The following is a 24,548-nucleotide window of genomic DNA, read 5'->3' as shown; positions in this document are numbered from 1 at the left end:
GTTTTGTGACAGGGGAGCGAGTGCGGGAAGCCCGTTAAGTTGAGAACGATAATCACTAGACGGTAGGCTGACGGCGTGACCCGATACCGCCGCATCCTGCCCCTGTTCGCTCTCCCCGCCGCGTCGGCGCTCGTCCTCGCGGGCTGTGCCGGGGGGACGGATGCCGCCGGCCCCGGCGACGACGCGATCACGGTCGTCGCCTCGACCAACGTCTACGGCGACATCGCCCAGCAGGTCGTCGGCGACGTGGAGGGCGTCGACGTCGAGTCGATCATCACCTCCGGCGCGCAGGACCCGCACGACTACGAGCCGAGTGCGCAGGACCAGCTCACCGTCTCGCGCGCCGATCTCATCATCGAGAACGGGGGCGGATACGACTCGTTCATCGATGCCCTGATCGACTCCAGCGGCACCGACGCGCACGTGATCACGGCCGCGGAGTCCTCGCACGACTGGCCCGGGGAGGACGGCGACTCCCACGAGCACGACCACTCCGAGGACGAGCACTCCGAGGAGGAACACGCGGCCGAGGAGGGGCACGACCACTCCGGTCACGACCACATCGAGGGCTTCAACGAGCACGTCTGGTACGACCCGCACACGATCGAGCACGTCGCCGAGCACATCGCCGACGAGCTCGGCGAGCTGATGCCGGCCGAGGCCGACACCTTCCTGGCCAACGCGGAGCAGTTCGCCGCCGAGATAGCGGGGCTCGAGGAGTCGCTCGCGATCATCGCGAGCGAGAACGCGGGGGCCGCGGTGTTCGTGACCGAGCCGGTGCCGGTCTACCTCGTCTCGGCTGCGGAGCTCGAGAACGTGACCCCGGAGGCCTTCAGCGAGGCGGTCGAAGAGGGCCAGGACGTGCCCCCGGCCACGCTCCTCGAGGCGCTCGGCCTCCTCGAGTCCCGCGACGTCCGCGTCGTCATCGCCAACGCGCAGACGGGCGGGGCGGAGACGACGCAGGTGATCGATGCCGCCGAGACCGCCGGCATCCCGGTGATCGAGTTCACGGAAACGCTCCCCGAGGGCCAGACTTACATCTCGTGGATGCAGGAGAACATCGAGGCGCTCGCCGGCGCACTGGCGGAGTGAGCTCCGCGCGCCCCCTCGAGATCTCCGGTGCCGCGCTGCAGCGCGGCGAGCGCACGATATGGTCGGGCCTCGATCTGTCGGTCGAGCCGGGCGAGTTCGTCGCCGTGCTCGGCCCGAGCGGCTCCGGCAAGACCACGCTCCTGCGCGCGATCCTCGGCCTGGAGCGCCTCACCGAGGGCGCCATCACCGCCCTCGGTGAACCCGTGCGCCGGCCGGGCAATCGCCGCATCGGCTACATCCCGCAGTCCCGGCCGCTCCCGCGCGACGCGGCGCTGCGGGGCCGTGACCTCGTCGCGCTCGGGGTGAGCGGCCATCGCTTCGGGCCTCCCATCCCGCGTCGCGCCGATCGCGAGCGCGTGGACGCCCTGCTCGGCGCCGTCGATGCCCGGGGGTTCGCCGACCGGCCCGTGGGCCAGCTCTCCGGCGGAGAGCAGCAGCGGCTCCGCGCGGGCCAGGCGCTCGCCGACGACCCGCGCCTGCTGCTCTGCGACGAGCCGCTGACGAGCCTCGACCTCGCCAACCAGCAGTCGGTCATCTCGCTCATCGACCGTCACCGGCGGGAGAAGGACGCCGCGGTCCTCTTCGTCACGCACGACATCAACCCCGTGCTCGGCAAGGTGGACCGCATCCTCTACCTCGCGAACGGCCGCTTCACGCTCGGCAGGCCCGACGAGGTGCTCACCTCCCGCGTGCTCACCGATCTGTACGGCGCCCCCGTCTTCGTGCTCCGGGCGGGCGACCGCCTCGTCGTGGTCGGGGCCCCGGATGCCGAGGCCTCCCACCATCACCACGAGCACGAAGCCGGGGACCACGCATGAGCTGGGCCGACGTGTGGGAGGCGATGTTCGGCGGGCTGCCCTACTACGGCGAGATCCTCGCGCTCGTGTCGAACTCGGTCGTCGCGGGCGCGGTCCTCGGTCTCGTCGGCGGCCTCATCGGCGTCTTCATCATGCAGCGGGACATGGCCTTCGCCGTGCACGGCATCAGCGAGCTGTCGTTCGCGGGCGCGGCCGCCGCGCTGCTGATCGGCGTGGACGTCGTGACGGGCTCGATCGTCGGGTCGCTCGTCGCGGCGGGCATCATCGGCTGGCTCGGAGCCCGGGCCCGCGATCGCAACTCGATCATCGGCGTGCTGATGCCGTTCGGCCTGGGCCTGGGCATCCTGTTCCTGTCGCTCTACAACGGCCGCACGGCCAACCGCTTCAGCCTCCTCACGGGGCAGATCGTCTCGGTGCAGTCCGACCAGCTGGGATGGCTGATCGGGATCGGGGCCTTCGTGCTCGTGGGGCTCGTCATGATCTGGCGCCCGCTGCGGTTCGATTCGCTCGACCCGCAGTCGGCTGCCGCGCGAGGAGTGCCGACGACCGCCGTCTCGTTCGCGTTCATGCTGCTGCTCGGGCTGATCGTCGCGGTCGCGGTGCACATCATCGGCGCGCTGCTGGTGATGGCCCTGCTCGTGACGCCCGCCGCGGCGGCCATGCGGATCGCGTCGGGACCGATCGCTGTGCCGGCGCTGGCTGCCGTGTTCGGCGTCGTCTCGGCGGTCGGCGGCATCCTGCTCGCGATCGCCGGCACGCTGCCGGTCAGTCCGTACATCACGACGATCTCCTTCGCGATCTACCTGGTCTGCCGGCTCGTCGGCGCGCGGCGCGGCGCTCCCTGAGAGCCCTCGGATGCCGCGGCGCCGGGCCGCAGGCGGGCGGGGCGGTCCAGCCGCCGCCAAGGTGCGCCGTCCTAGACTTGGGAGCGATCGCGTTCGCGGTCGGCTCTCGGAGGTGGCAGATGGCCCAGCGCAACACGTGGCAGCGTGACGCCGTTCGCACGGCGCTCGACGGCTCCCGTGGGTTCGTCAGCGCGCAGTCGCTGCATGCCGCCCTCCGCGAGGGCGGGACGGGCATCGGGCTCGCGACCGTCTACCGGGCGCTGGCCGACCTCGCCTCCACCGGCGAGGCGGACAGCCTGCAGAGCCCCGAGGGCGAGAGCCTCTATCGCGCGTGCCGCATGCAGGCCCACCACCACCACCTCATCTGCCGCTCCTGCGGGTCGACCGTCGAGATCGAGGCGGATGCCGTCGAACAGTGGGCCCGGGGCACGGCCGCCCAGCACGGCTTCACCGACGCGGAGCACATCGTCGACATCTTCGGCACCTGCGCATCCTGCGCGGACGCCCGGGCCCGCGAGCGTGTCGCAGACTGAGCGCACGGGCACGCGCCGCCCCGACCACTCCTCGTCCGCCTCGCCGGCGCGCTCCGCCCGGCTCCACGCGCGATCCACCGTTCCGGTGATCGGCGGCGCGATCGGCCTCGCGACGATCGCGGTGCTCGTCGCGATCGACGCCTGGGCGCCGGGCCTCTTCCAGGCATCCCTGCCCACACGTGCCCAGGACGGCTTCACCCTCGGGCTCAGCGTCCTGATCGAGTCGCTGCCGTTCATCGCGCTGGGCCTGATCCTCTCGATCGTCGTGCAGGTGTGGGTGCCCGCCGGGCTCATCGAGGTGTGGATGCCGCGGCGCGCCTGGGCTCGTCGGGCGGTGCTCTCGCTGCTGGGCATGTTCCTCCCGGTCTGCGAATGCGGCAACGTGCCCCTCGCGCGGGGACTGCTCATCCGCGGCTTCTCGGTGCCCGAGACGCTGACGTTCCTCGTCGCGGCGCCGATCGTGAACCCGATCGTGATCCTCACCACCCACCAGGCCTTCGGCTGGGACGGCGGCATCCTGGTGGCGCGCCTGCTGGGCGGATACGCGATCGCCAACCTCATCGGATGGCTGTACAGCCGGCACCCCGACCCGGACGGCATGCTCACGGATCGCTTCCGCGCCGAGTGCGCCCACGACCACCACCTCCACGGCAACCGTGTCCAGCGCAGCCTCGAGGTCTTCGTCCGCGAGCTGCGCGCCGTCATGCCCGCGCTCGTCATCGGCTCCGCGATCGCGGGGGCCATCCAGGTGCTGATCCCCCGCGACGTGCTGATCGCCATCGGGTCCAACCCGGTGCTGTCGATCGTGGCCATGATCCTCCTCGGCCTCACGGTCGCGATCTGCTCCAACGTGGACGCCTTCTTCGCGCTGTCCTTCGCGTCGACCTTCACCCCGGGCTCGATCGTCGCGTTCCTGCTGGTGGGCCCGCTCGTGGACGTGAAGATGCTGGCGCTGCTGCGCACGACCTTCACGACGCGCACGCTGGCGGGGATCGTCGCCGTCGTCATCGCCTCCGCGTTCGCGATCGCCGTGGGGGTGAACCTCCTTGCCTAGGGGAAGCGCGCTCGGCATGCGGTGGCTCGGCGTCGGTCTCGCCGCGGCGCTCGCCGTCGTGACCCTGGGGCTCTGGGTCACCGGCCGCATCGGGCTGTACATCAATCCCGACTCGGCATGGTGGGCGGTGTCGATGTCGGTCGTGCTCCTCGTCGCCGCGGTCGCCTCCTGCGGCGTGCGCGTCGAGGACGACGCGGAGCACGAGCACGAGCACGAGCGCGACGACCTCGGGCGGACGCCCGCCGACCCCGCGGAGGCCGCCCCGGCGGGCGCGCTCCGCCGTTCGCGCCACCGCGACGCGGCGTCCCCCGCGCCCCGCCCCCTCCTCGGCGCAGTGGCCTCGGCCGCGGGCGGCGTGATCGCATCGGCGTTCGTGCTGCTCGCGATCGCGACGCCCCCGGCATCCCTCTCGTCCGAGCTCGCTCTCGCGCGCACGTCGGGAGCGGCGCCGGTGCTCTCCACCTCGGCCACGCTCGCCCTGGCCAGCTCCGACGACACGTCGAACTTCGGCATCGGGGAGTGGGCCTCCGTGATCGCGACGACGACCGACCCGACGCGCTTCGTCGGCGAGCCCGCGAGCCTCGTGGGCTTCGTCTCTTCGACCGGCGACACCGACGGCTTCTCGCTCACGCGCCTGGTCATCGTGCACTGCGTCATCGACGCCCAGTCGGCGAGCGTGCCCGTCTCGGGGGCGGCGGGGACAGACGACCTCGAGGACGGGCAGTGGGTCGAGGTGCGGGGCGCGTTCTCCCGTTCGGCGAGCGGCGGACTGGTGCTCGAGCCGGTCGATGTCGAGCCCGTCGACGAGCCGGAGGACCCGTATGAGTACTGAGCGCCCCACCCGGCGCGCGCTGCGAGGCCGCCGCCCGGGGGCGACGTTCGGGCGCTCGCTCGCGGTCGTGCTCGCGGCCCTCGTGCTCGTCGGCGGCGTCGGAGCCGCCGTCAGCCTCACGCAGGGTCCGAGGGCGGGCGCCGCCGCGGTCGATGCGCAGGCGGTCGCGGCGGCCGCGGGCCAGCGCGTCGTGTTCACGACGAACCAGCCGCTCGCCCCGGTGACGGCGGAGCAGGTGTCGGTCGAGCCCGATGCCCCGTTCACGATCGCCGCGTCGGGACGCAACATCGCCGTGCAGTTCACCTATGCGCTCGATCCCGACACCGAGTACACGGTGCGGATCGACGACGTCACGGGCGCGAGCGGCGGTCCCGCATCCACGCTCCGGCACACCTTCACGACGGGGACGCCGCCGCTGTTCGTGCTGCAGCGGCAAGACGACGCCGACGACGCGATCTTCTCGACGAACCTCGCCGGCGACCGCGCGGTCCCCGTCTTCACCGACGAGCAGATCGAGGACTACCGCGCGTCGCGCACCGCTCTCGTGGTCCAGACGACGGATGCCGCGGGTGCCGCGCGGCTCGTGACGACGGGTCTGGACGGCTCGGAGCCCACCGAGCTGGCGCTGCCCGGGGAGGGCACGATCGCGGGGCTCCAGGTCGCCGATCAGGGCGGATTCGTCGGCTACACCTACACCGATCTCGATATCTCGGCGTCGGGCGGCATCGAGTCCACGCTCTTCATCGCGTCGCTCTCCGAGCCCGGAGCGGACCCCGTCGCGATCGACGTGGGGGAGGATTCGCGCGTCGTGCAATGGGCGTTCGTGCCGGAGACGTCCGCCCTGATCGTGCTGACCTTCGACGGACAGCTCCGTCTGGTCGACACGGCGGACCTCGATGCGGAGCCGGTTCTGCTGGGGGGTGCGCTCGCGCTGTCGGGCATCGAGAGGGGCACGGCCCGCGCGATCGTCGAGCGCAACGAGGGCACGGTCGTGATCGATCTGACCGATCTCTCCGAGGAGCCGCTCGTCGCGGCCGACGGCGCCGAGTCCCTCGGCATCCCCGGGCCGGTCACCCCCTCCGTGGCGGGGTCGACCCTGCGCACCTTCACCCGCATGGGCGAGGACGGGTTCCCCGCGGCCCAGTCGGTCGTGAGGGTCGACGCCGACGGAGCCGTCACGCCGCTGCTCGAACTCGCCGGTCCGGGGGATGCCGTGATGCAGACTTGTGCGTCGCCGAGCGGTCGCTATGCCGCGGTCATCGTCACCCCCGACCTCGTGTCCAACGCCTACGACACGTACACGCGCCCCCTTCCCACCCGCATCGAGACCCACATCATCGACACCCGCGACGGCGAGGGCGTCACGGTGATCGAGGGGACGGACATCTCGTGGTGCCAGGTCGCGATCTAGCGCAGACGCGACCGGCCGAGCGCGCCGACCTGCGTGCGAGCGCCCTCGAGGTCGCGCCGACGCTGCTCGGAGCAGTGCTGATCACGAGTCTCGCCGACGGAGAGGTGGCGCTGAGGGTGACCGAGGTCGAGGCCTATCACGGGCTCGGAACGGGGGCCGTGCCCGACCCCGGATCGCACGCGCGGATGGGACCGACCGCCCGCAACGCGACGATGTGGGGCGAGCCGGGTCATCTCTACGTCTACCTGAGCCACGGCATCCATTCCTGCGTGAACGTCGTCTGCGGCCCCGCGGGGGTGGCGGGCGGGGTGCTGCTGCGCGCCGGCGAGGTGATCGCGGGATCCGACATCGCCCGGCGGCGCCGCACCCTCCGCGGCGTCGTTCGCGCCGATCGGGATCTCGCGCGAGGTCCCGGCCGGCTCGGGGATGCCGTGGGACTGCGGCACGCCCTGCACGACGGGATCGATGCGATCGAGGGGGTGCCGCTCGGGGGTGCGACCGCGCGGTTGCTGCTTCCCGCGGCTCGGCCGGCGCCGGTGGTGTCCGGACCGAGGGTGGGCGTGGCGGGCGTCGCGGGCGGGCCCGAGTACCCGTGGCGGTTCTGGATCGGGGGCGACCCCACGGTGTCCGCGTTCCGGTGGGGGCGCGGTGCGGCGCCGACCGCTGTCTGAGTGCGGGCGAGAAGGCTGTCGCGCCGGCCACGCGGCCTCCGCCGGGGCGACACGCCCGGCGTGCTAGTATTGGCGATTGTCTGTGCGCACTCCAGCGCGCAGTTCGCGTCTCACTCCACTCGTTCGCTCCACGACCGGTTCTCCGGGCGCGGGTCCTGCGTGCGGGGAGAGACGCAGACAAGGGATCTTGGGTGGAGCCGTCCGGCTTCACGGTACAGAAGGAGACACCATGGCCGCAGTGTGCCAGGTGACCGGTGCTGTTCCCGGCTTCGGTCACAACATCAGCCACTCGCACCGACGGACGAAGCGCCGCTTCGACCCGAACGTGCAGAAGAAGACCTACTTCGTTCCTTCGCTGGGACGCAAGATCACGCTCAACGTGTCCGCCAAGGGCATCAAGGTGATCGACGTCCGCGGCATCGAGTCGGTCGTGAAGGATCTGATCGCGAAGGGCGTGAAGCTGTAATGGCGAAGAAGGCTCAGGACGTTCGTCCGATCATCAAGCTGCGTTCGACCGCCGGCACGGGGTACACCTACGTGACGCGCAAGAACCGCCGCAACAACCCCGACCGCATCGTGCTCAAGAAGTACGACCCGGTGGTCCGCAAGCACGTCGAATTCCGAGAGGAGCGCTGATCCCATGGCGAAGAAGAGCAAGATCGCGCGCAACCAGCAGCGTCAGGCCGTCGTCGACCGCTACGCCGCCAAGCGCGCCGAGCTGAAGAAGGCCCTGGTCGACCCGACCTCGACCGACGAGCAGCGCGAGGCCGCCCGTGTCGGCCTGCAGAAGCTGCCCCGCAACGCGTCGCCGGTGCGTCTGCGCTCGCGCGACGTGATCGACGGCCGCCCCCGCGGTGTGCTGACGAAGTTCGGCATCTCGCGCGTGCGCTTCCGCGACATGGCGCACCGTGGCGAGCTGCCCGGCGTGACCAAGTCGAGCTGGTAAGCACCGCGTCGTCCACGCAGTCTCGGGCGGGTCTCCTTCGGGGGCCCGCCCTTCTGCGTGCGCCGCGCAGCCGCGCGGGGCGGAGCAGACCTCACTTGCATCACTTGCGCCACTTCTGTCACATGCAACACGCGCGGGGATGCCGAAAACCCGCGGAAATACGCGGAACATCACACGTGCGGGGTAGATTCGACGCGGTCGATCGACCAGCCGGGCACTTCGGGCCCGGTCAGTGAACGAGGCGGCGGACGAGCCGCCGCTGGAGGTAACCCCCATGGCAGACAAGTCCATCACCAAGACCGAGCTCGTCGCGAGCATCGCCAGCGCCACCGGCGAGAGCCAGGCCACGGTCTCGCGCGTCGTCGACGGTCTGTTCTCGACCGTCTCCGAGGCCGTTGCCAAGGGCACGAAGGTCTCGATCCCCGGCTGGATCTCGTTCGAGCAGGTCGACACCGCCGCTCGCACGGGCCGCAACCCGCAGACCGGCGAGGAGATCAAGATCGCCGCCGGCAAGCGCGTCAAGGTCACCGCCGGCTCGAAGCTGAAGGCCGCCGCGAAGTAATCGCCGACGCCACACGAAGGGGGATGCCGCGATCGCGGCGTCCCCCTTCTGCGTGCGGGTCGGCTCCCACGCCCCGCGCGCGGATGGCCGCCTTAGGCTGGTGCGGTGAGTCCTCGATCCCTGCGCGTGGCCGGCCCGGCGATCCTCGTCGTCTCCGCCCTCGCCACGCTCCTCCTCGGGCTCGCCTACGGCGGCGGCGCCGCCCCGCTCGACATCGGCGATCCCGGGCCCGTCGTGCGCTGGGGGCTGCCGGTGGCGGATCTCCTCGTCAACCTCGGCGCCGCCGTGATGGTCGGTTCCCTCGTGCTCGCCCTCTTCGCGCTCCGCGCGGGGCATCGGGAGTTCGATCTCGCGCTCGACGCGGCCTCGATCGGCGCGGCCGTCTTCACCGTGGCCGCGGGGACGACCGCCTACCTCAACTTCCTCAACGCGTTCAACGCGACCCCGAGCGCCGACGCCGTCTTCGGGCAGCAGCTCGGCCGGTACCTCCTCGACCTCGAATTCGGCCGCGCGTGGCTGCTGACGACCCTCGCCGGCGCCGTCGTGACGGTTCTCGCGTTCGCCGTTCGCACGTGGACGCCGACGCTCCTCGTCGCGCTCCTCGCGATCGCGGCGCTGGTTCCGATGGCGACGACCAGCCACGACGGGGCCGCGGCGAACCACAACGCCGCCGTGTCGTCGCTCGCGCTGCACATCATCGGCGCCGCCGTCTGGCTCGGCGGGCTGCTCGTGCTCGTCGTGCTGCGGCCGGTCATGCCGGGCCCCGCCTTCACGGCGGTGCTCCGCCGCTATTCGTCGATCGCCCTCGTCGCGTTCATCGTCGTCGCCCTGTCGGGCTACACCCGCGCCGCGCTCGCGCTGGGCACCTGGAGCGAGCTCGCGACGCCCTACGGCGTGCTGATCGTCGTGAAGGTCGCGGCCCTGGTGGCGATCGGCGTGCTCGCGGCCTCCTACCGCGGACGGCTCATCGCGCGCATCGCGGATGCCGGGGCCGCCCGGCTCTTCTGGGGGCTGATCGCGCTGGAGTTGGCGTTCATGGGCATCGCCAGCGGTGCGGCCGCGGCGCTCGCCCGCACCGCGTCGCCCATCGGCGAGGACCCGATCATCGATCCCACCCCCGCGGAGTACCTCACGGGCGCCCCGCTGCCGCCTCCTCTGGATGCCGCGCGATGGATCACGGCGTGGGAGCCCGACCTACTCTGGTCGCTGCTGTGCGGCTTCCTGCTGTTCTTCTACCTCGCGGGCGTGAGGCGCCTGCGTCGGCGCGGCGACCAGTGGCCGGTGGCGCGCACCGTGTCGTGGGTCGCGGGAGTGCTCGCGCTCTTCTGGGTGACCAACGGCTCGGTCGCCATCTACGAGCAGTACCTCTTCAGTGCGCACATGGTCGGCCACATGCTCCTCACGATGGCCATCCCGCTCCTGCTCGTGCCCGGGGCGCCCGTCACCCTGGCGGCGCGCGCCATCCGCAAGCGCGACGACGGCACGCGCGGCGGGCGGGAGTGGATCCTCTGGGCGGTGCACTCGCCCGTGGCCCGCATCCTGACGAACCCGTTCATCGCGGCGGCGCTCTTCGTCGGGTCGCTGTGGATCTTCTACTACACCGACCTGTTCCGCTGGTCGCTCTACGACCACACCGGTCACATCTGGATGGTGCTGCACTTCCTCATCACCGGATACCTGTTCGTGCTGACCCTGATCGGCATCGACCCCGTGCCGTACCGCCTTCCCTACGCGTTCCGGCTCGTGCTCCTGATCGGCGTCATGGCGATGCACGCGTTCTTCGGCATCTCGATCATGATGCAGTCGGGGCTCATGCTCGCCGACTGGTTCGGGTCGATGGGCCGCGACTGGGGGGTGACGCCCCTCGAGGACCAGTACGTCGGGGGCGGCGTGGCATGGTCGGTCGGAGAGATCCCCACCCTCATCCTCGCGATCACCGTCGCGATCCAGTGGAGCCGGTCGGACGAGCGCACGCAGAAGCGCCAGGACCGCCAGGCGGATCGCACGAACGACTCCGAGCTCGACGCCTACAACGCGCGGCTCGCGGCCCTGGCCGAGCGCGACGCGCGCACCGCCCAGCGCACGCCCTGAGGGACGAGCGGATGCCGCGGTTGGGCGCCGGCGGTCAGCCGGCGCCCACCCGGATCGACACCGATCCGTCGGGCTGGAGCGAGATCGCGGCATCCAACGTGAACGGCACGTCCTCGTCCACCTCGCGGATCGTGCCGTCGAACAGCGATCGCACGTCGACGAGCAAGTGCGCGGCCGCGGTCGTCGGGGGCATCACCCAGTCGGCGCCCGAGGGCTCGAGCGTGACCGTCGGGTACTCGCTGATCGACCACTCGGGAAGGGTCACGATGCGGTTCTGGACGACGTAGCCGAACGGGCACGCCGTGGGTTGGAGCACCTGCTGCGTCGCGCACTCGTCGAGGAAGGCGTCGACCTCGTCCTGCACGACCCGGATGAACTCCTCGGTCGGCTCCGCTGCGACCTGGACGGGCACCTGGACGAGGGGGACGTCGGCCACGACGTCGACGCCTGGGGTCTGTGCGATCGGGGTGTCCACGCCCACCCGGTAGCGCCCCGGCGAGAACACCAGCAGGGACACGGTCGCCGCGGGGTCGACATCCGCGCCCTCCGCGGCCACCTGACGCTTGTCGATCTCGAAGCCGTTGACGGTGAAGCTCATCGAGCCCGACACCTGCAGATCGAGCACGGCGAGCGGGCTCTGAGCGAAGCGCCACCGCGGGGCGACGCCGATCCACCCGTCCTGCTCGACGAGGAACGTCGACCGGCCGGCGTGGTCGCCGGTCCGGTATCCGACGGTCACCTCCACGCCCTCCGGGACCGTCTTCTCCGAGATCGCGTGGATGTCGTCGATCGAGCTGAGCGCCGCGGAGCGCAGGAGGGCCTGCGAGGCGAACGGGTTCATCCCCGCTTCTTCGAGTGCGGCCGACGAGACGCGCACGCCGGGCACCGCGAGCGCGTCGGCGGCCGACCCCTCCGCGAGGAGCGAGACGTAGCGCTCGACGAACGCCGACGGTCCGTAGAAATGGCGGTAGAGCGAGAGCCCGGCCGCGACGAGCGCGGCGACCAGGAGCATCCCGATGACGACCATCAGGGCCACATCGCGACGCAGGCCGGACCGGTGACGCCGCCCACGGGGGCGCTCGCGCACACCGGTCACCGCCCCCTGATCCACACGGGAAGTCTAAGCGGGCATGGGTGCACGCCGCCGAGAACGCGGGGCGCGCGGCATCCCGCATAACATGTTGCGGTGACCACGCCGCCCCTCTCCGCCGAGCAGGAGGCGCTCTTCCGTCGTATCGAGGACACTCGGGATCACATCTTCGTCACCGGTCGTGCCGGCACCGGGAAGTCGACGCTGCTGCAGCACCTGTCGGCCCACACGTCCAAGCAGATCGCCGTGTGCGCGCCGACGGGTGTGGCCGCCCTCAACGTCGAGGGGCAGACGATCCACTCCCTGTTCCGCCTCCCGATCGGGCTCATCGCCGACCAGGAGCTGGAGCAGCCCGAGGCCACGCGGAAGATCCTCGGCGCCATCGACACGCTCGTGATCGACGAGGTGTCGATGGTCAACGCCGACCTCATGGACGGCATCGATCGATCCCTCCGGCAGGCGAGGGGACGACGGGCCGAGCCCTTCGGCGGCGTGCAGGTCGTCATGTTCGGGGACCCCTTCCAGCTGGCGCCGGTGCCGCCCCGGGGAGACGAGCTCGCGTACATCCGCGACCACTACCGCTCCTTCTGGTTCTTCGATGCGCACGTGTGGGCGGGCCACGACGGGGGAGAGGCGGCGGGCGACACGCTCGGAGGCCTCGATGCGCTCGGCCGCTACGGTGCGCAGCTGCACATCCACGAGCTCAGGACGATCCACCGGCAGTCGGATGACGGCTTCAAGGCGATGCTCAACGCGGTCAGACACGGGCGGGTCACGGCGGACATCGCCGGCGTGCTCAACGACATGGGATCGCGCACACCGCCGACTCCGGGCCCGACCGAGACCCCCATCATCACGCTGGCCACGCGCAACGACATCGTCAACGCCATCAATCGGCGCCACCTCGACGCGCTCCCCGGCACCGCCCAGACCGCCAACGCCGAGATCATGGGGGACTTCGGTCGCGGCGAGGGTGCGTACCCGGCGGATGCCGAGCTGAGGCTGAAGGTCGGCGCGCAGGTGATGTTCCTGCGAAACGACGTCGGCGCCTACGGCGACCCGCCGCGCTGGGTGAACGGGTCGATCGGCACGGTCACCCGGATCGCGGGCGGCAGCGTCCGCGTGGACCTCGACGGCGAGGAGCACGACGTCGAACCCGCCGCGTGGGAGAAGTACCGCTACAGCTACTCGCCGCTGTCGAAGAAGATCACGCGCGAGGTGGTGGCGGAGTTCCACCAGTTCCCGCTTCGGCTGGCCTGGGCCGTGACGATCCACAAGTCGCAGGGCAAGAGCTACGATCGCGCGGTCATCGACCTGGGTTCGGGGGCGTTCGCGCCCGGGCAGACCTATGTCGCGCTCAGTCGTCTCACCTCGCTCGACGGGCTCTACCTCTCGCGTCCGCTCCGCCCGAGCGACATCCGCGTGGATCCCGACGTGCAGCGCTTCCTCGCCTCGCGTCGTGCGCCGCAGGCGGGGTGAGGCCGCTCAGGCGACGGACGAGCGGACGCGCGCCCGCTGCAGGTCCTGGAACAGCTCCGTGTTGAACCGGTAGGCGACCAGCACCTCGTCGATCACGCGCTCGCGCTCGTCGTCCCACGGCGCCCGATCGAGTTGCTCGCGGTAGACATCCTTGAAGGCGCGGGGGTCGGCGATGTCGGCGAACAGGTAGAACCCGATCCCGTTGGTGTCGAATCCGAATCGCCGCTGCATGACGCGTCCGATGAAGATGCCGCCGGAGAGGTCGCCGAGGTATCGGGTGTAGTGGTGCGCGACGAAGCCGCCCGGCCATGTCGCCGCCACCTTCCGAATGCGATCGACGTACCGCTTCGTCGTGGGCAGCGGGGCGATGCGCTCGCGCCAGTCCGGGCCGACGAGGAAGTCGAGGTCGGCCTCGAGCGCCGGCAGCCGCGTCAGCTTGTCGCTGATGAAGGGGGCGACGACGGGGTCGGTGCGCAGCGCCGCAGCGGCGGATTCGAGGGCGTCGTAGATGAAGTAGTGCTGCGCGACGAGCGAGATGTAGTCCTCGCGCGTGCCCTCGCCCCCGAGCAGATCGGCCATGAAGCCCTCGCCTTCGCTGGCGGAGTGGGCGCGGCTGGAGCGCTCGCGAAGCAGGACGGAGAACGACACGACGTTCGACATGCCGCCAGTGTAGCGACCTGGTAAGGATTACCTAAGTACTTCTTTCCTCATCCGTGCGGGCGCGGCTCGACGCCGAGCCGTGCGCACGCCGCGTCATACAGGGCGACGACCTCTCGACGCACCTCGGCCCGCTCGCTGATCGGGCCCGTGGGCCAGTCCACCCGCACCACCGCGGCGATGCTGTCCGGACCCTCGACGTTCCAGGCGCCCCCGGCCCCGTCGAACCCCGTCATCGTGGCCGTGACGGCGTCGGGACGACCGAACGCCCGCACGATCAGCAGATTGTCGCCGGCGTGATCGGTGTTCATGTGCCGCAGCACCGCCGAGACGACGGATTCGTCGAAGAGATGGGTCACGCCCTTACCGTAGGCGGCGCGCGTGATCGAACGGTGATCTCGGCTCGTTAGACTCGACCAGGATAAACCGGGGGGTGAGTATGGCGGCACGCGGCATTCGCCGTCGAAGCGCGGCGATCGCGGGCGCGGTGCTCTCGGTGATTCTCCTGGCCGCGGGGTGCGCGCCCGACAAGGCCCTCGAGCTCGACCTCGTCGAGCAGGCGTCGGGGGGTTTCCCGGACGAGGTCGCGGCCGAGCTCGATGCCGCGGTGCAGAGCGCGATGGCGGCGACGGCATCCACCGGCGCGCTCGTGGGCGTGTGGGCCCCCTGGAGCGGGAGCTGGGTCGCGGGACTGGGGACCGACGCGACGGGCGCGACCGTCACGCCCGCGATGACCTTCCGCATCGCAGACCTCACGCGCCTGATGACCTGTGACGTGCTCTACGCGGTCACGAGCGAAGGCACCGTGTCGCTGCAGGACCCCGTGACGGATTACGTCGTCGGGTACCCCGATCTCCAGGATGCGACCCTGCTCGACCTGTGCAACGGGACCGCGGGGCTCGGTTCGTTCGAACCCGTCATCGGTGCGCAGTGGTACAGCAACCCCGGGAGGGTCTGGGACCCGCTGGAGATCGCCGCCTTCGGGATCGGTCAGCCGCGCTCCGCCGTCGGCACGGAGTACCGGGACTCGGACGCCGGATTCATGCTCCTGGGCATGGCTCTCGAGCGCGCGACCGGCCTGAGCGCCGCTGCCATGTACGAGCGCTACATCGTCGAGCCCCTCGGTCTGGCGGCGACGTCGCTGCCTCCGGCCGCGGCATCCGCGCCCGGCGCCCAGCCGCTGCACGGCGCCTGGATCCCGTCGAACCCCGACGGCACTCTCAACTGCGCCGAGCCGCGGGATGTCTCGGTGATGTCTTCGTCGGCGGGATTCACTGACGCGGGCGTCGTCTCCTCCCTCGAGGATCTCGGGCTCTACCTGCAGGCGATGGCGTCGGGGGCGATCGGCGGCGAGGCCGCGAGCGAGCGCTTCTCCGAGCCGCTGCCCGCCTACTCGGGAGCTCCCGCGTGGTACACCGCCACCGGCGGCGCCCTGATCGCAGGATCGCTCATCGGCCAGATGGGGGCGATGCCGGGCTACCTCACGGCCGGCTTCACCGACCCCGCCACGGGAATGACGGTCGTCGTGGTGCTCAACAACTCCACGGCCGGCGCGGCCGTCGCGGGCCACCTCGCCTGGCAGCTCGCCGCGATCGCGTCGCGAGCCCCCGCGGCATCCGGCTTCACCGCGCCGGAGCTGGGCCTGCCCTGGACGGCGCAGCAGTACGGCGACGCCGTCGCGCAGATCAACGTCTGCCGGTGACCCCGCGCTCCGGCGGATCGGCGGCCGCTGGCCTCGTGGTGCTCGGCCTCGCCTGCCAGGAGGTCGGCGCCTCGGTGGCGGTGCTGCTGTTCCCGGCGGCCGGGCCGCTCGGGATGGTGATGCTGCGGCTGGTCTTCTCCGCGGTGCTGCTCATGGCGATTGCGCGCCCGGCCCTGCGCGGCCGCTCCCGGGCGGACTGGCACGCCGTCATCCTGTTCGGCCTCGTCCTCGCCGTGATGAACGGGTTGTTCTACCTCGCGCTCGAGCGACTCGATCTCGGAGTCACCGTCACGATCGAGGTGCTGGGGCCGCTCCTGCTGTCGGTGATCGTCGCTCGACGGCCCGTGGCCTGGCTGTGGGCGGCACTCGCGTTCGGCGGCGTCGTGCTCCTCGCCGGCGGCGGTTGGCAGGATCTGGACCTGCTGGGCGTGCTGTTCGCGCTCGGCGCCGCCGCGAGCTGGGCGGGCTACATCCTCGCCTCGGAGCGGGTGGGCCGGGCCTTCTCCAAGCTCGAGGGGCTCGCTCTCGCGATGGTGATCGGGGCCGTGGCGTCGCTGCCCTTCGGCGTGGCCGACGCGGGCGCGGCGCTGCTGAACCCGGTCACGCTCGCGCTCGGCGCCGCGGTCGCGGTGCTCTCCTCGGCGATCCCCTACGCGCTCGAGCTGTCGGCGCTGCGCCGGCTCGCGGCATCCGCCTTCGCGATCCTCATGAGCCTCGCTCCGGCCATCGCGACCGGTGCGGGGCTGCTCCTGCTGGGACAGGTGCTCACACCGCTCGAGCTCGCGGGGATCGCCCTCGTCGTGATCGCGAGCATCGGGGCGGTGCGCACCGTGCCTCGTGCGGCGCCACCGGCCGAGCCCGTCGCGTGACGCGGCGGTCGGCCGGAGCGGGCGCCCTCAGAATCGCGTGAGCGTGTCGACGAGGTGGGGCCCGAGGGGGCGGTCCACCTCCAGGACGATCCTCGTGCGGACGCCATCGTGATCGCGGGGGCGCGGGCGCTGACCGCGCAGGTCGGCGATCGTCTGACCGCGCCCGGGGCCCGACGTCGTGTCGACGATGACGGGAACCCGGGGCGCGCGCGTCGCCGTCACGCCATCGCCCACCGCGATGGCCGCCGCGAGGGGATCGTGCAGCGCGCAGCCGCGCTCGCCGTAGATGGGTCGGTAGAAGTCGAAGTAGTGGTCGAGCATCTCGCCGACGGCACGCGTGAAGGGATTCGCCGATGCCAGCAGGGCTTCGCGGTCCTCCTCCCCGAGCGTGTGCTCCATCGTGACGTCGAGCGGCACGAGCGTGATGTCCCACGCGGCATCCAGCATCGTGGCGGCCGCCTCGGGGTCGTTGGCGATGTTCGCCTCGGCGACGGGGGTGATGTTGCCCGCGCACAGCGCGGCTCCGCCCATCGCCGTCACGCCGGAGATCCGCTCGGGCAGCGAGGGGTCGGCCGCCAGGGCGAGGGCGATGTTGGTCACCGGACCGATCGTGAGCAGGTGCAGGTCGCCCGCGTGACGGTGCGAGAGCTCGAGGAGCAGGTCGACCGCGGAGGCGTCCTCCGGTGCGCGCGTGGCCGTCGGCAGCGTGACGCCCCCGATGCCGTTCTCTCCGTGAACGTGGGTTGCACCGCCCCCGTAGCCGTGCGAGAGGTGGTCGTGCGCGCCGACAGCGACGGGGATGTCCGTGCGCCCGGCGAGGGCGAGCAGGTCGAGGGTGTTCCGGGCCGCGGTCGCCGAGTCGATGTTGCCGCTGACGGTGCCCACTCCCACCAGCTCGATCGAGGGAGAGGCGAGCAGGTAGGCGAGGGCGACGGCGTCGTCGATGCCCGTATCGCAGTCGAGGAAGACGGGGCGGCGAGCGGGTGCAGACATGGTGGCCTTTCGTGAGGGCGTCGACCACGCTGTCGTACTCCGGCGGCGCCGGTTCGCTCTCAGGGTTATATCGCGCGTGCGGGGGTGGGGGCAAAGCGACCCCGGGTGCATGCCGGCGGGCGGGCGGATCCTCGGCGGTGGGGGCGGCGTGGTGGAATGGGCGGATGAGCTCTCCCCGCCTCCCCTCGCTCGCCGTCGTGGGCAGCATCAACGTCGACGTGAGCGCCGCCGTGCGGCGGCTGCCCGGTCCTGGCGAGACGGTGCTGGGTGGAACGCTCGCGCGGCATCCGGGAGGCAAGGGCGCGAACCAGGCCGTCGCGGCCGCGCGCCTCGGGGCGACGGTGCGCATGATCGGCGCGGTGGGCGACGACGGCGACGGACAGCGGATGCTCGAGAACCTCCAGGAGGCGGGTGTCGGGACGGCCGACGTGTGGCTCGGCGCGCAGCCCACCGGCACGGCGCTCATCACGGTGGAGGAGTCGGGGGAGAACCAGATCGTCGTCTGCTCCGGGGCCAATTCCGACGTGAGCCTCGACGGGGTGCGGTTCGCGCCCGACGAGGTCGTCCTCGCGCAGCTGGAGATCCCGATGGGCGTCGTCGCCCGGCTCGCGGAGGCGGTGCCGGGCTACCTCGCCGTCAACGCGGCGCCGGCCGCGGCCTTGCCGGCCGAGGTGCTCGCGCGCGCAGATCTGGTCATCGTCAACGAGCACGAGTACGAGTCGCTGCGGCCCGAGATCGAACGAGCCGCCCTGGTCGCCGTCACCTACGGGTCCGAGGGCGCGGCACTGCGGGAGCACGGCACCGAGGTCGTGCGCGTCCCCGCGCCGCGCGTGCGGGCCGTCAACGCGGTCGGGGCGGGGGACGCGTTCTGCGCGGCGCTCACGGTGGCGTTGGCCGCCGGGTGGGACCGCGAGGAAGCGCTGCGCGCAGCGTGCGCCGTGGGGGCGGATGCCGTCACGCACGAGGGGGCGCAGCCGCCCCTGCGTCCGCTGGAGTCGTACCGCTGGGCGCACCCCGCGGGATAACCGCGGGGACGCGCCGGGAGACGAACGATCCTCGGGCCCCGTTCGTGTCGGGCGGCCGGCGGAGGCGTCCGGGCTTCTGCCTGCGGCCTGCGGCCACGTGGCGGGACGAGTGGAGGGGATGACGGGAATCGAACCCGCGCTATCAGCTTGGGAAGCTGAAGTTCTGCCATTGAACTACATCCCCGGAGCCTTTCGGCGTCCGGCCAGCATAACAAACGCGGCGGGACCGATCACGCGCGGACAACACTCCGGAGACATTCGCGGAAACTGTCGCCTCCGGCGCCTTCCGGTCCGGTTCCGGTGCGAACGTCCGGAGTGTTGTGCGCGGTGCCGCCGATCGTGCCCCGATCCGCCCCCGCCCGCTCGGTAGGCTGGGCCCGTGCTGCTCTCCGACCGCGACATCAGGCTCGAACTCGACGGCGGCCGCATCGGCCTCGATCCCTACGACCCCGCGATGGTGCAGCCCTCCAGCGTCGATGTGCGGCTCGACCGCTACTTCCGCCTCTTCGACAACCACAAGTACCCCTTCATCGACCCGGCCCAGGATCAGCCCGAGCTGACCCGCCTCATCGAGGTCGACCCGCAGGAGCCGTTCGTGCTGCACCCCGGCGAGTTCGCCCTCGGCGCCACCTTCGAGCAGGTCTCCCTCCCGGACGACGTCGCGGCTCGTCTCGAGGGCAAGTCCTCGCTCGGGCGCCTCGGCCTTCTCACCCACTCCACTGCGGGTTTCATCGACCCCGGCTTCTCGGGCCACGTCACCCTCGAGCTCTCCAACGTCGCAACCCTGCCGATCACCCTGTGGCCCGGCATGAAGATCGGCCAGCTCTGCTTCTTCCGGCTGTCGTCGCCGGCCGAGAACCCCTACGGCTCCGGTCCCTACGGCAACCGCTATCAGGGCCAGCGCGGACCCACGGCATCCCGCTCGTTCCAGAACTTCCACCGCACCGATGTCGGCACGTCGGATGCCGGGGCCCTCGGCGGCTGATCACGGTCGCTGAGCGAGCGGCGACAGCACCGTCACCGCGCCGCTCGAGCCCAGCCGTCAGTGAGCCTGCGTGACCCCGAGGGCGTCGTGCACGACGACCGCGGCGACGCGGGCGCCGGCACCGGCGGCGACGATCAGCTGCTGAGCGCCGGGAGCCGCGGCATCGCCCGCGCCGTAGAGCCCGGGCACGCTGGAGCGGCCGGAGCGGTCGGTGACGAGGTGCCCGTCGTCGTCGAGGTCGGGCGCGAGGGGAGCGAGGAACTCCAGCGCCGAATGCCATTCGGGGCGGACGAAACCGCCCGCGATCTCGACCCGGCTGCCGCCCTCGAGCACGATGGCCGACAGCATCCCGCGCTCACCCTGAAGCTCGGCGATGCGGGCGCGCTCGACACGGATTCCGGATGCCGTCAGTTCGGCCTCGGCATCCACCCCGAGCGCGTCCGATCCGTTCGTGAAGACCGTGAGGGCGTTCGTCCACCGCGCGATGAGGCGAGCCCGGTCGGCGAGGTCGGCGCTCTCGCCGATGAGCGCGAGGGGGCGGTCGCGCAGCTCCCAGCCGTCGCACGCGGCGCAGCTGAAGAGCGACATGCCGTAGAAGCCGCGGATGTCGGGCACCGCCGGCAGGGTCTCGCGCAGGCCCGTCGCGACGATCACGGCGCGCGCGGCGATCGTGGCGGGCGCGCGCCGACCCTCCAGCGTCGCGACGAAGCGCGCGCCGTCGGGGTGGCCGTCGGCGCGCGCGACCGCGACGACCTTCGTGCGGCCGTGCACCACGACATCCGGATACGCCTCGAGCTCCGTGCGTGCAAGGCGTCGCAGCTCGTGCGGGGGCACGCCGTCGCGGGTGAGGAACCCGTGCGAGAGCAGCGTCGCCGCGTTGCGGGGGCGGTCGGCGTCGACGAGCGCGACGCCGGCGCGGGCCCGTCCCAGGTTGAGGGCTGACGAGAGCCCCGCGGGTCCGCCGCCGATGACGAGAACGTCGACGACGGTCGGCGCGACAGGCGGCGTCCCCTCGGCCCCGCCCGCCGCGGGCGATCCGTTCACGACCGGGTCAGCGCGTCCGCGCGCGAGATCTGCACCTGCTCGTCGCGGGGTACGACCTTCACGCGCTCGCGCGTGTGCTCGTGGTTTGCGCCGAGGTCGCGCTCGTGCGCGTCGAGGGCCAGCCAGCCCTGCCAGGTCGTGTACTCCACGCCGCGGTCGGCGAGCAGCTCGAGCACGTCGCCCCGCTCGGTCGGGGCGGCGAGCAGGCCCGCCTCGGCGTCGGCCACGAGATGCGCGACGGTCTCCATCGCGTCGCTCTTGGTGTGCCCGATGAGGCCGACCGGTCCGCGCTTGATCCACCCCGTCGCGTAGAGCCCGCGCACCGCCGTGCCGCCGTCTTCCGCGGAGAGTGCGGATGCGGCATCCGTCACCCGCCCCTCGACGTTCGGGACGACGCCGCGCACCTCGTCGAACGGGGCATCGAGCACGGGCGTGCCGAAGTAGCCGACCGCGCGGTAGACGGCCTGCACCGGGATGTCGCGCAGCTCGCCCGTGCCGACGACGCTGCCGTCGCCGGTCGGGGTCGTGCGCTCGAACCGCACGCCCTCGACGCGCTCGGACCCGAGCACCTCTACGGGCGAGTGGAAGAAGTGCAGGTGCAGGCGACGAGAGGCGGTGCCCACCTCGCGACCGCGCCAGGACTGAAGGGTGCGCAGCATGACCTTGAGCTGGTTGTTGGATGCCGCGGCGGGGTCGACGCCCTCGAAGTCCTCGTCGTAGAGCACGATGTCGACGTCGGGCACCTCGCCCAGCTCGCGCAGCTCGATGGGCGTGAACTTGATGTCGGCGGGACCGCGGCGGCCGAAGACGTGCACGTCGGTCACGGCCGAGGCCTCGAGCCCCGCGAGCACGTTGTCGGGGATCTCGGTCGAGCGCAGGTCGACCGCGTGCTTGGCGAGCACGCGGGCCACGTCGAGCGCGACGTTGCCGTTGCCGATCACCGCGACCTCCGCCGCGTCGAGCGGCCACTCGCGCGACACGTCGGGATGTCCGTCGAACCAGGCGACGAAGTCGGCGGCGCCGTAGGAGCCCGGCAGGTCGATGCCCGGGATGTCGAGCCGCACGTCGCGGATCGCCCCGGTCGCGAGGATCACGGCGTCGTAGCGCTCGTGCAACTCGTCGAGGGCGACGTCGCGGCCGACCTCCACGTTGCCGATGAAGCGGATGACGCCCGAGTCGAGCATCTCGTGAAGCGACGTGACGATGCCCTTGATGCGCGGGTGATCGGGCGCGACCCCGTAACGGATGAGGCCGTAGGGGGCGGGGAGGGTCTCGAACAGATCGATCTCGACGGTGCCGCCGGCGTCGGCCACGCGGACGGAGAGGATGTTGCCGGCGTAGATGCCGGCGGGACCGGCGCCGACGATCGCGACACGGAGATTGAGGGTGCTCACAGTGCTTCGGCCTTTCTGGCGGAGAGTTCTTCGGGGGCGTAGGGACTGAGGGTGACGACGTCGCCGACGACGATGACCGCCGGATTGCGCACGCGGCGCTGCGCGGCCTGGGCGACGATGGTGCCGAGCGTGCCGATCGTGACGCGCTGGTGCTCGCCGTATCCGTCCTCGATGACGGCGACGGGGCAGTCGGCGCCCCGGGCGCCGCGCGCGAGCACGTGGGCGGAGTGGCCGAGGGTGCCCACGCCCATGAGCAGCACGACGGTGTGGTCGCGCCCGCCGCCGACCTCGCCGAGCTGGTCGTGGCCGGAGACGACGGAGAACGCCGTCGCGAGCCCGCGGTGCGTGAGCGGGATGCCGGCGATCGCGGGCACCGAGACCGCGCTCGTGACTCCGGGGACCACGTCGACGGGGATGCCGGCATCCCGGCAGGCGGCGAGCTCTTCGCCGCCACGGCCGAACACGTACGGGTCGCCGCCCTTCAGGCGCACGACGTGCTTGCCCTCGAGGGCCAGCTCGACCAGGAGGGCATTGATGCGCTCCTGCGGCACGGCGTGGTGGCCGGGGAGCTTGCCGACATCGATGACGGGGGTGTCCAGGCCCAGCTCGTCGAGCACGGGGCGGGCGCCGAGGCGGTCGGCGACGATGACGTCGGCCCGCTCGAGCGCGCGCAGGCCGCGCACCGTGAGCAGGTCGGCGCTGCCGGGGCCGGCGCCGACGAGCGTGACGCGTCCGAGCGGAGTCGTCATCGGGCGCCTCCCTGCAGCAGGCCGCGCCCTCGCAGCACGCGCCGCTCGAGCGGGGCGAGCAGGGCGAGTTCGACGAGGATGCCGATCACGAGGATGACGAGGATGGCCGCGAGCACGGCCGCCAGGTCCGCCGCCTCGCGTCCGTCCTGGAGCAGGGCGCCGACCCCGGCTCCGAGGGTGCCGCCCACCGCGATGATCTCGGCGGCGAGGACGCCGCGCCATGAGAACGCCCACCCCTGCTTGAGCCCGGCGATGTACCCGGGAAGCGCGCCGGGCAGCACGATCAGCAGGGACATGAGCGCGCCCCGCGCGCCCATGACGGTGCCCGCCCGCCGCAGCTGGACGGGCACCTGGTCGACGCCCGCGATCATGCCGTTCACGATGGAGGGCACCCCGCCCATCAGCACGACGAAGTAGACGAGCGCGTCGGTCAGTCCGAACCACAGGATCGCCGCCGGCACCCAGGCGACCGAGGGCAGCACCATCAGCCCCGACACGATCGGGGCGATCGCGCGGCGCAGGGGCCGCACCTCCGCGAGGATCAGGCCGAGGACCGTGCCGATGACGATCGCCGCGGCGAATCCGATGAGGCCTCGGCCGAGGCTCGTGGCCACCGCGGCGGGCAGCGCGCCGCTCGCCCACGCCTCACCGAGCGCCGCGGCCACCTGTGCAGGGGAGGGCATCGTGTCGCGTGAGGGGCCGGTGATGGTGACGGCGACCTGCCACACCGCGATCATCGCGACGACGAAGATCACGGGCGGCAGCACCGATCCGAGCACGCGCCGGATCGGGCGGGCAGGGATCGGAGCATTCGTCTGCAGCCGATCGTTGCCGGCCTCGAGGCTGCGCAGATCGGTATCAGGCTGCATTGCGTCGGATCTCCGTGCGCAACTGGTCGGTGATCTCCACCGCGAGGGCCCCGACCTCGGGCGACTCGATGCGGCGGCCCTCGGTGCGCGCGATGCGCCACTCGCGCGCGATCCGACCCGGCCGGCTCGAGAGCAGCACGACGCGCTGCCCGAGACGGGTGGCCTCGCGCACGTTGTGCGTGACGAACACGATCGTGCGTCCCGTCGCCCGCCACACCCGCTCCAGTTCCTCGTGCAGCAGGTCGCGGGTGATCGCATCGAGAGCCGCGAACGGCTCGTCCATGAGCAGGACGGGGCGGTCCTGCGCGAGCGAGCGCGCGAGCGCGACGCGCTGTCGCATGCCGCCCGAGAGCTCGTGCGGGCGCCGGTGCGCGGCATCCGCGAGGTTGACGATGTCGAGCAGTTCGAGAGCCCGCGCGCGGCGCTGGGCGCGGCCGACGCCGCGCAGGCGGAGCGCGAGCTCGACGTTGCGGCGCGCGCTGAGCCACGGCATGAGCGCCGACTCCTGGAACATGACGGCGGCACCCGCCGCGGGGGTGGTGATCCGGCCGGCCGAGGGGGCGTCGAGCCCCGCGATCAGGTTCAGCAGGGTCGATTTGCCGCAGCCCGAGGCCCCGAGCAGGCAGAGGAACTCACCCGGTGCGACATCGAGCGAGATGTCCTCGAGCACGGTGGTGGCTCCGAAGCGCTGCGAGACGTTCTCCAGCCGGATGGCCGGGGGCCGGGGAGGCGCGGGCGTCCGCAGCAGCACGCCCTCGTCGAAGCTCGGACCGAGGCGCACGGCCGGAGCGCTCGTGGCGACAGGCTGCGAGGGGCGGATGGTCATGGGGATCCGAG

The 24,548-nt window shown here is 71.9% G+C and carries 27 protein-coding genes and 1 tRNA gene; 18 read left to right on the top strand and 10 right to left on the bottom strand.

Translation table 11 applies throughout. From position 1 onward, the window contains the following. Positions 1–75: 75 nt before the first annotated feature. The 13 genes from RYJ27_RS12985 to RYJ27_RS12925 all read left to right on the top strand — a co-directional run bounded on the left by RYJ27_RS12985 (position 76) and on the right by RYJ27_RS12925 (position 10,855). Positions 76–1,092 (top strand): metal ABC transporter solute-binding protein, Zn/Mn family, encoded by a 1,017-nt coding sequence (locus tag RYJ27_RS12985; RefSeq protein WP_330170705.1) that lies wholly within the window; start codon positions 76–78, stop codon positions 1,090–1,092. Continuing rightward, a complete protein-coding gene (locus RYJ27_RS12980) occupies positions 1,089–1,910 on the top strand; it encodes a metal ABC transporter ATP-binding protein (protein ID WP_330170704.1) in 822 nt (273 codons plus the stop codon). The genes RYJ27_RS12985 and RYJ27_RS12980 overlap by 4 nt, the downstream gene beginning before the upstream one ends. Next, entirely contained in the window at positions 1,907–2,755 is an 849-nt protein-coding gene (locus RYJ27_RS12975) for a metal ABC transporter permease (RefSeq protein ID WP_330170703.1), read from the top strand. Before RYJ27_RS12980 ends, RYJ27_RS12975 begins: the two co-directional genes overlap by 4 nt. 119 nt (positions 2,756–2,874) lie before the next feature. Beyond that, complete coding sequence (locus RYJ27_RS12970; protein WP_330170702.1) at positions 2,875–3,288, top strand: Fur family transcriptional regulator; 414 nt, start codon at positions 2,875–2,877, stop codon at positions 3,286–3,288. After that, positions 3,275–4,342 carry a permease gene (locus tag RYJ27_RS12965; RefSeq protein ID WP_422732842.1) on the top strand — a complete coding sequence of 356 codons (1,068 nt, stop codon included), beginning with the start codon at positions 3,275–3,277 and terminating at the stop codon, positions 4,340–4,342. Before RYJ27_RS12970 ends, RYJ27_RS12965 begins: the two co-directional genes overlap by 14 nt. Beyond that, positions 4,335–5,174 carry a TIGR03943 family putative permease subunit gene (locus tag RYJ27_RS12960; protein ID WP_330170701.1) on the top strand — a complete coding sequence of 280 codons (840 nt, stop codon included), beginning with the start codon at positions 4,335–4,337 and terminating at the stop codon, positions 5,172–5,174. Before RYJ27_RS12965 ends, RYJ27_RS12960 begins: the two co-directional genes overlap by 8 nt. After that, positions 5,164–6,585 carry a hypothetical protein gene (locus RYJ27_RS12955; protein ID WP_330170700.1) on the top strand — a complete coding sequence of 474 codons (1,422 nt, stop codon included), beginning with the start codon at positions 5,164–5,166 and terminating at the stop codon, positions 6,583–6,585. The genes RYJ27_RS12960 and RYJ27_RS12955 overlap by 11 nt, the downstream gene beginning before the upstream one ends. After that, the gene (locus RYJ27_RS12950; protein ID WP_330170699.1) at positions 6,567–7,256 is read left to right on the top strand and encodes a DNA-3-methyladenine glycosylase; all 690 of its coding nucleotides are present in this window, start codon (positions 6,567–6,569) and stop codon (positions 7,254–7,256) included. The genes RYJ27_RS12955 and RYJ27_RS12950 overlap by 19 nt, the downstream gene beginning before the upstream one ends. A gap of 229 nt (positions 7,257–7,485) precedes the next feature. Next, positions 7,486–7,722, top strand: a complete 237-nt coding sequence (rpmB, locus tag RYJ27_RS12945; protein ID WP_251454689.1) for a 50S ribosomal protein L28 — start codon at positions 7,486–7,488, stop codon at positions 7,720–7,722. Then, entirely contained in the window at positions 7,722–7,892 is a 171-nt protein-coding gene (gene rpmG / locus RYJ27_RS12940) for a 50S ribosomal protein L33 (RefSeq protein ID WP_029145259.1), read from the top strand. The genes rpmB and rpmG overlap by 1 nt, the downstream gene beginning before the upstream one ends. 4 nt (positions 7,893–7,896) lie before the next feature. Continuing rightward, positions 7,897–8,202 carry a 30S ribosomal protein S14 gene (gene rpsN / locus RYJ27_RS12935; RefSeq protein ID WP_330170698.1) on the top strand — a complete coding sequence of 102 codons (306 nt, stop codon included), beginning with the start codon at positions 7,897–7,899 and terminating at the stop codon, positions 8,200–8,202. Positions 8,203–8,476: 274 nt separating this feature from the next. Next, positions 8,477–8,764, top strand: a complete 288-nt coding sequence (locus RYJ27_RS12930; protein ID WP_330170697.1) for an HU family DNA-binding protein — start codon at positions 8,477–8,479, stop codon at positions 8,762–8,764. A 105-nt stretch (positions 8,765–8,869) separates the two neighbouring features. Further along, the gene (locus RYJ27_RS12925) at positions 8,870–10,855 is read left to right on the top strand and encodes a bifunctional copper resistance protein CopD/cytochrome c oxidase assembly protein (protein ID WP_330170696.1); all 1,986 of its coding nucleotides are present in this window, start codon (positions 8,870–8,872) and stop codon (positions 10,853–10,855) included. A 34-nt stretch (positions 10,856–10,889) separates the two neighbouring features. Here RYJ27_RS12925 and RYJ27_RS12920 read toward each other — a convergent pair whose 3' ends face one another. Next, entirely contained in the window at positions 10,890–11,966 is a 1,077-nt protein-coding gene (locus tag RYJ27_RS12920; protein ID WP_330170695.1) for a hypothetical protein, read from the bottom strand. A 75-nt stretch (positions 11,967–12,041) separates the two neighbouring features. Here RYJ27_RS12920 and RYJ27_RS12915 point away from each other — a divergent pair, with 75 nt between their 5' ends. Further along, positions 12,042–13,424 carry an ATP-dependent DNA helicase gene (locus tag RYJ27_RS12915; protein ID WP_330170694.1) on the top strand — a complete coding sequence of 461 codons (1,383 nt, stop codon included), beginning with the start codon at positions 12,042–12,044 and terminating at the stop codon, positions 13,422–13,424. A 6-nt stretch (positions 13,425–13,430) separates the two neighbouring features. Here the strand turns inward: RYJ27_RS12915 and RYJ27_RS12910 are convergent, their stop codons facing one another. Further along, on the bottom strand, positions 13,431–14,084 hold the full coding sequence (locus tag RYJ27_RS12910) for a biliverdin-producing heme oxygenase (protein WP_330170693.1): 654 nt from the start codon (positions 14,082–14,084) through the stop codon (positions 13,431–13,433). Positions 14,085–14,131: 47 nt separating this feature from the next. Next, positions 14,132–14,440, bottom strand: a complete 309-nt coding sequence (locus RYJ27_RS12905; RefSeq protein ID WP_330170692.1) for a DUF2470 domain-containing protein — start codon at positions 14,438–14,440, stop codon at positions 14,132–14,134. A gap of 80 nt (positions 14,441–14,520) precedes the next feature. Between RYJ27_RS12905 and RYJ27_RS12900 the strand changes: the two genes are divergently transcribed. Then, on the top strand, positions 14,521–15,783 hold the full coding sequence (locus RYJ27_RS12900) for a serine hydrolase domain-containing protein (RefSeq protein WP_330172061.1): 1,263 nt from the start codon (positions 14,521–14,523) through the stop codon (positions 15,781–15,783). Beyond that, entirely contained in the window at positions 15,780–16,652 is an 873-nt protein-coding gene (locus RYJ27_RS12895; RefSeq protein ID WP_330170691.1) for an EamA family transporter, read from the top strand. Before RYJ27_RS12900 ends, RYJ27_RS12895 begins: the two co-directional genes overlap by 4 nt. A gap of 27 nt (positions 16,653–16,679) precedes the next feature. Here the strand turns inward: RYJ27_RS12895 and RYJ27_RS12890 are convergent, their stop codons facing one another. Next, positions 16,680–17,645 (bottom strand): nucleoside hydrolase, encoded by a 966-nt coding sequence (locus RYJ27_RS12890; RefSeq protein WP_330170690.1) that lies wholly within the window; start codon positions 17,643–17,645, stop codon positions 16,680–16,682. Between the two features lie 164 nt (positions 17,646–17,809). Here RYJ27_RS12890 and RYJ27_RS12885 point away from each other — a divergent pair, with 164 nt between their 5' ends. Beyond that, a complete protein-coding gene (locus RYJ27_RS12885) occupies positions 17,810–18,670 on the top strand; it encodes a ribokinase (RefSeq protein ID WP_330170689.1) in 861 nt (286 codons plus the stop codon). Positions 18,671–18,780: 110 nt separating this feature from the next. On the opposite strand, the gene RYJ27_RS12880 is transcribed toward RYJ27_RS12885, so the two are convergent. Then, positions 18,781–18,854: transfer RNA gene (locus RYJ27_RS12880), tRNA-Gly, on the bottom strand. A gap of 195 nt (positions 18,855–19,049) precedes the next feature. Here RYJ27_RS12880 and dcd point away from each other — a divergent pair. Then, positions 19,050–19,655 carry a dCTP deaminase gene (dcd, locus tag RYJ27_RS12875; protein WP_330170688.1) on the top strand — a complete coding sequence of 202 codons (606 nt, stop codon included), beginning with the start codon at positions 19,050–19,052 and terminating at the stop codon, positions 19,653–19,655. Positions 19,656–19,712: 57 nt separating this feature from the next. Here dcd and RYJ27_RS12870 read toward each other — a convergent pair whose 3' ends face one another. From RYJ27_RS12870 to RYJ27_RS12850, 5 genes are read right to left on the bottom strand one after another with little or no spacing between them, the layout of a single operon-like run. Then, the gene (locus tag RYJ27_RS12870) at positions 19,713–20,699 is read right to left on the bottom strand and encodes an NAD(P)/FAD-dependent oxidoreductase (RefSeq protein ID WP_330170687.1); all 987 of its coding nucleotides are present in this window, start codon (positions 20,697–20,699) and stop codon (positions 19,713–19,715) included. Then, positions 20,696–22,093 (bottom strand): FAD-dependent oxidoreductase, encoded by a 1,398-nt coding sequence (locus tag RYJ27_RS12865; protein ID WP_330170686.1) that lies wholly within the window; start codon positions 22,091–22,093, stop codon positions 20,696–20,698. Before RYJ27_RS12865 ends, RYJ27_RS12870 begins: the two co-directional genes overlap by 4 nt. Continuing rightward, positions 22,090–22,842, bottom strand: coding sequence for a uroporphyrinogen-III C-methyltransferase (cobA, locus tag RYJ27_RS12860; protein ID WP_422732841.1), 753 nt, complete (start codon positions 22,840–22,842; stop codon positions 22,090–22,092). Before cobA ends, RYJ27_RS12865 begins: the two co-directional genes overlap by 4 nt. Beyond that, complete coding sequence (locus RYJ27_RS12855; protein WP_330170685.1) at positions 22,839–23,711, bottom strand: ABC transporter permease; 873 nt, start codon at positions 23,709–23,711, stop codon at positions 22,839–22,841. Before RYJ27_RS12855 ends, cobA begins: the two co-directional genes overlap by 4 nt. Beyond that, positions 23,701–24,537, bottom strand: a complete 837-nt coding sequence (locus RYJ27_RS12850) for an ABC transporter ATP-binding protein (protein ID WP_330170684.1) — start codon at positions 24,535–24,537, stop codon at positions 23,701–23,703. Before RYJ27_RS12850 ends, RYJ27_RS12855 begins: the two co-directional genes overlap by 11 nt. Positions 24,538–24,548: the final 11 nt, after the last annotated feature.

Source organism: Microbacterium limosum, from assembly GCF_036324365.1.
Taxonomy (GTDB): Bacteria; Actinomycetota; Actinomycetes; order Actinomycetales; family Microbacteriaceae; genus Microbacterium; species Microbacterium limosum.
Note: the sequence above shows the minus strand (reverse complement) of the source record. Positions and strands in the feature narration are given on the sequence as shown.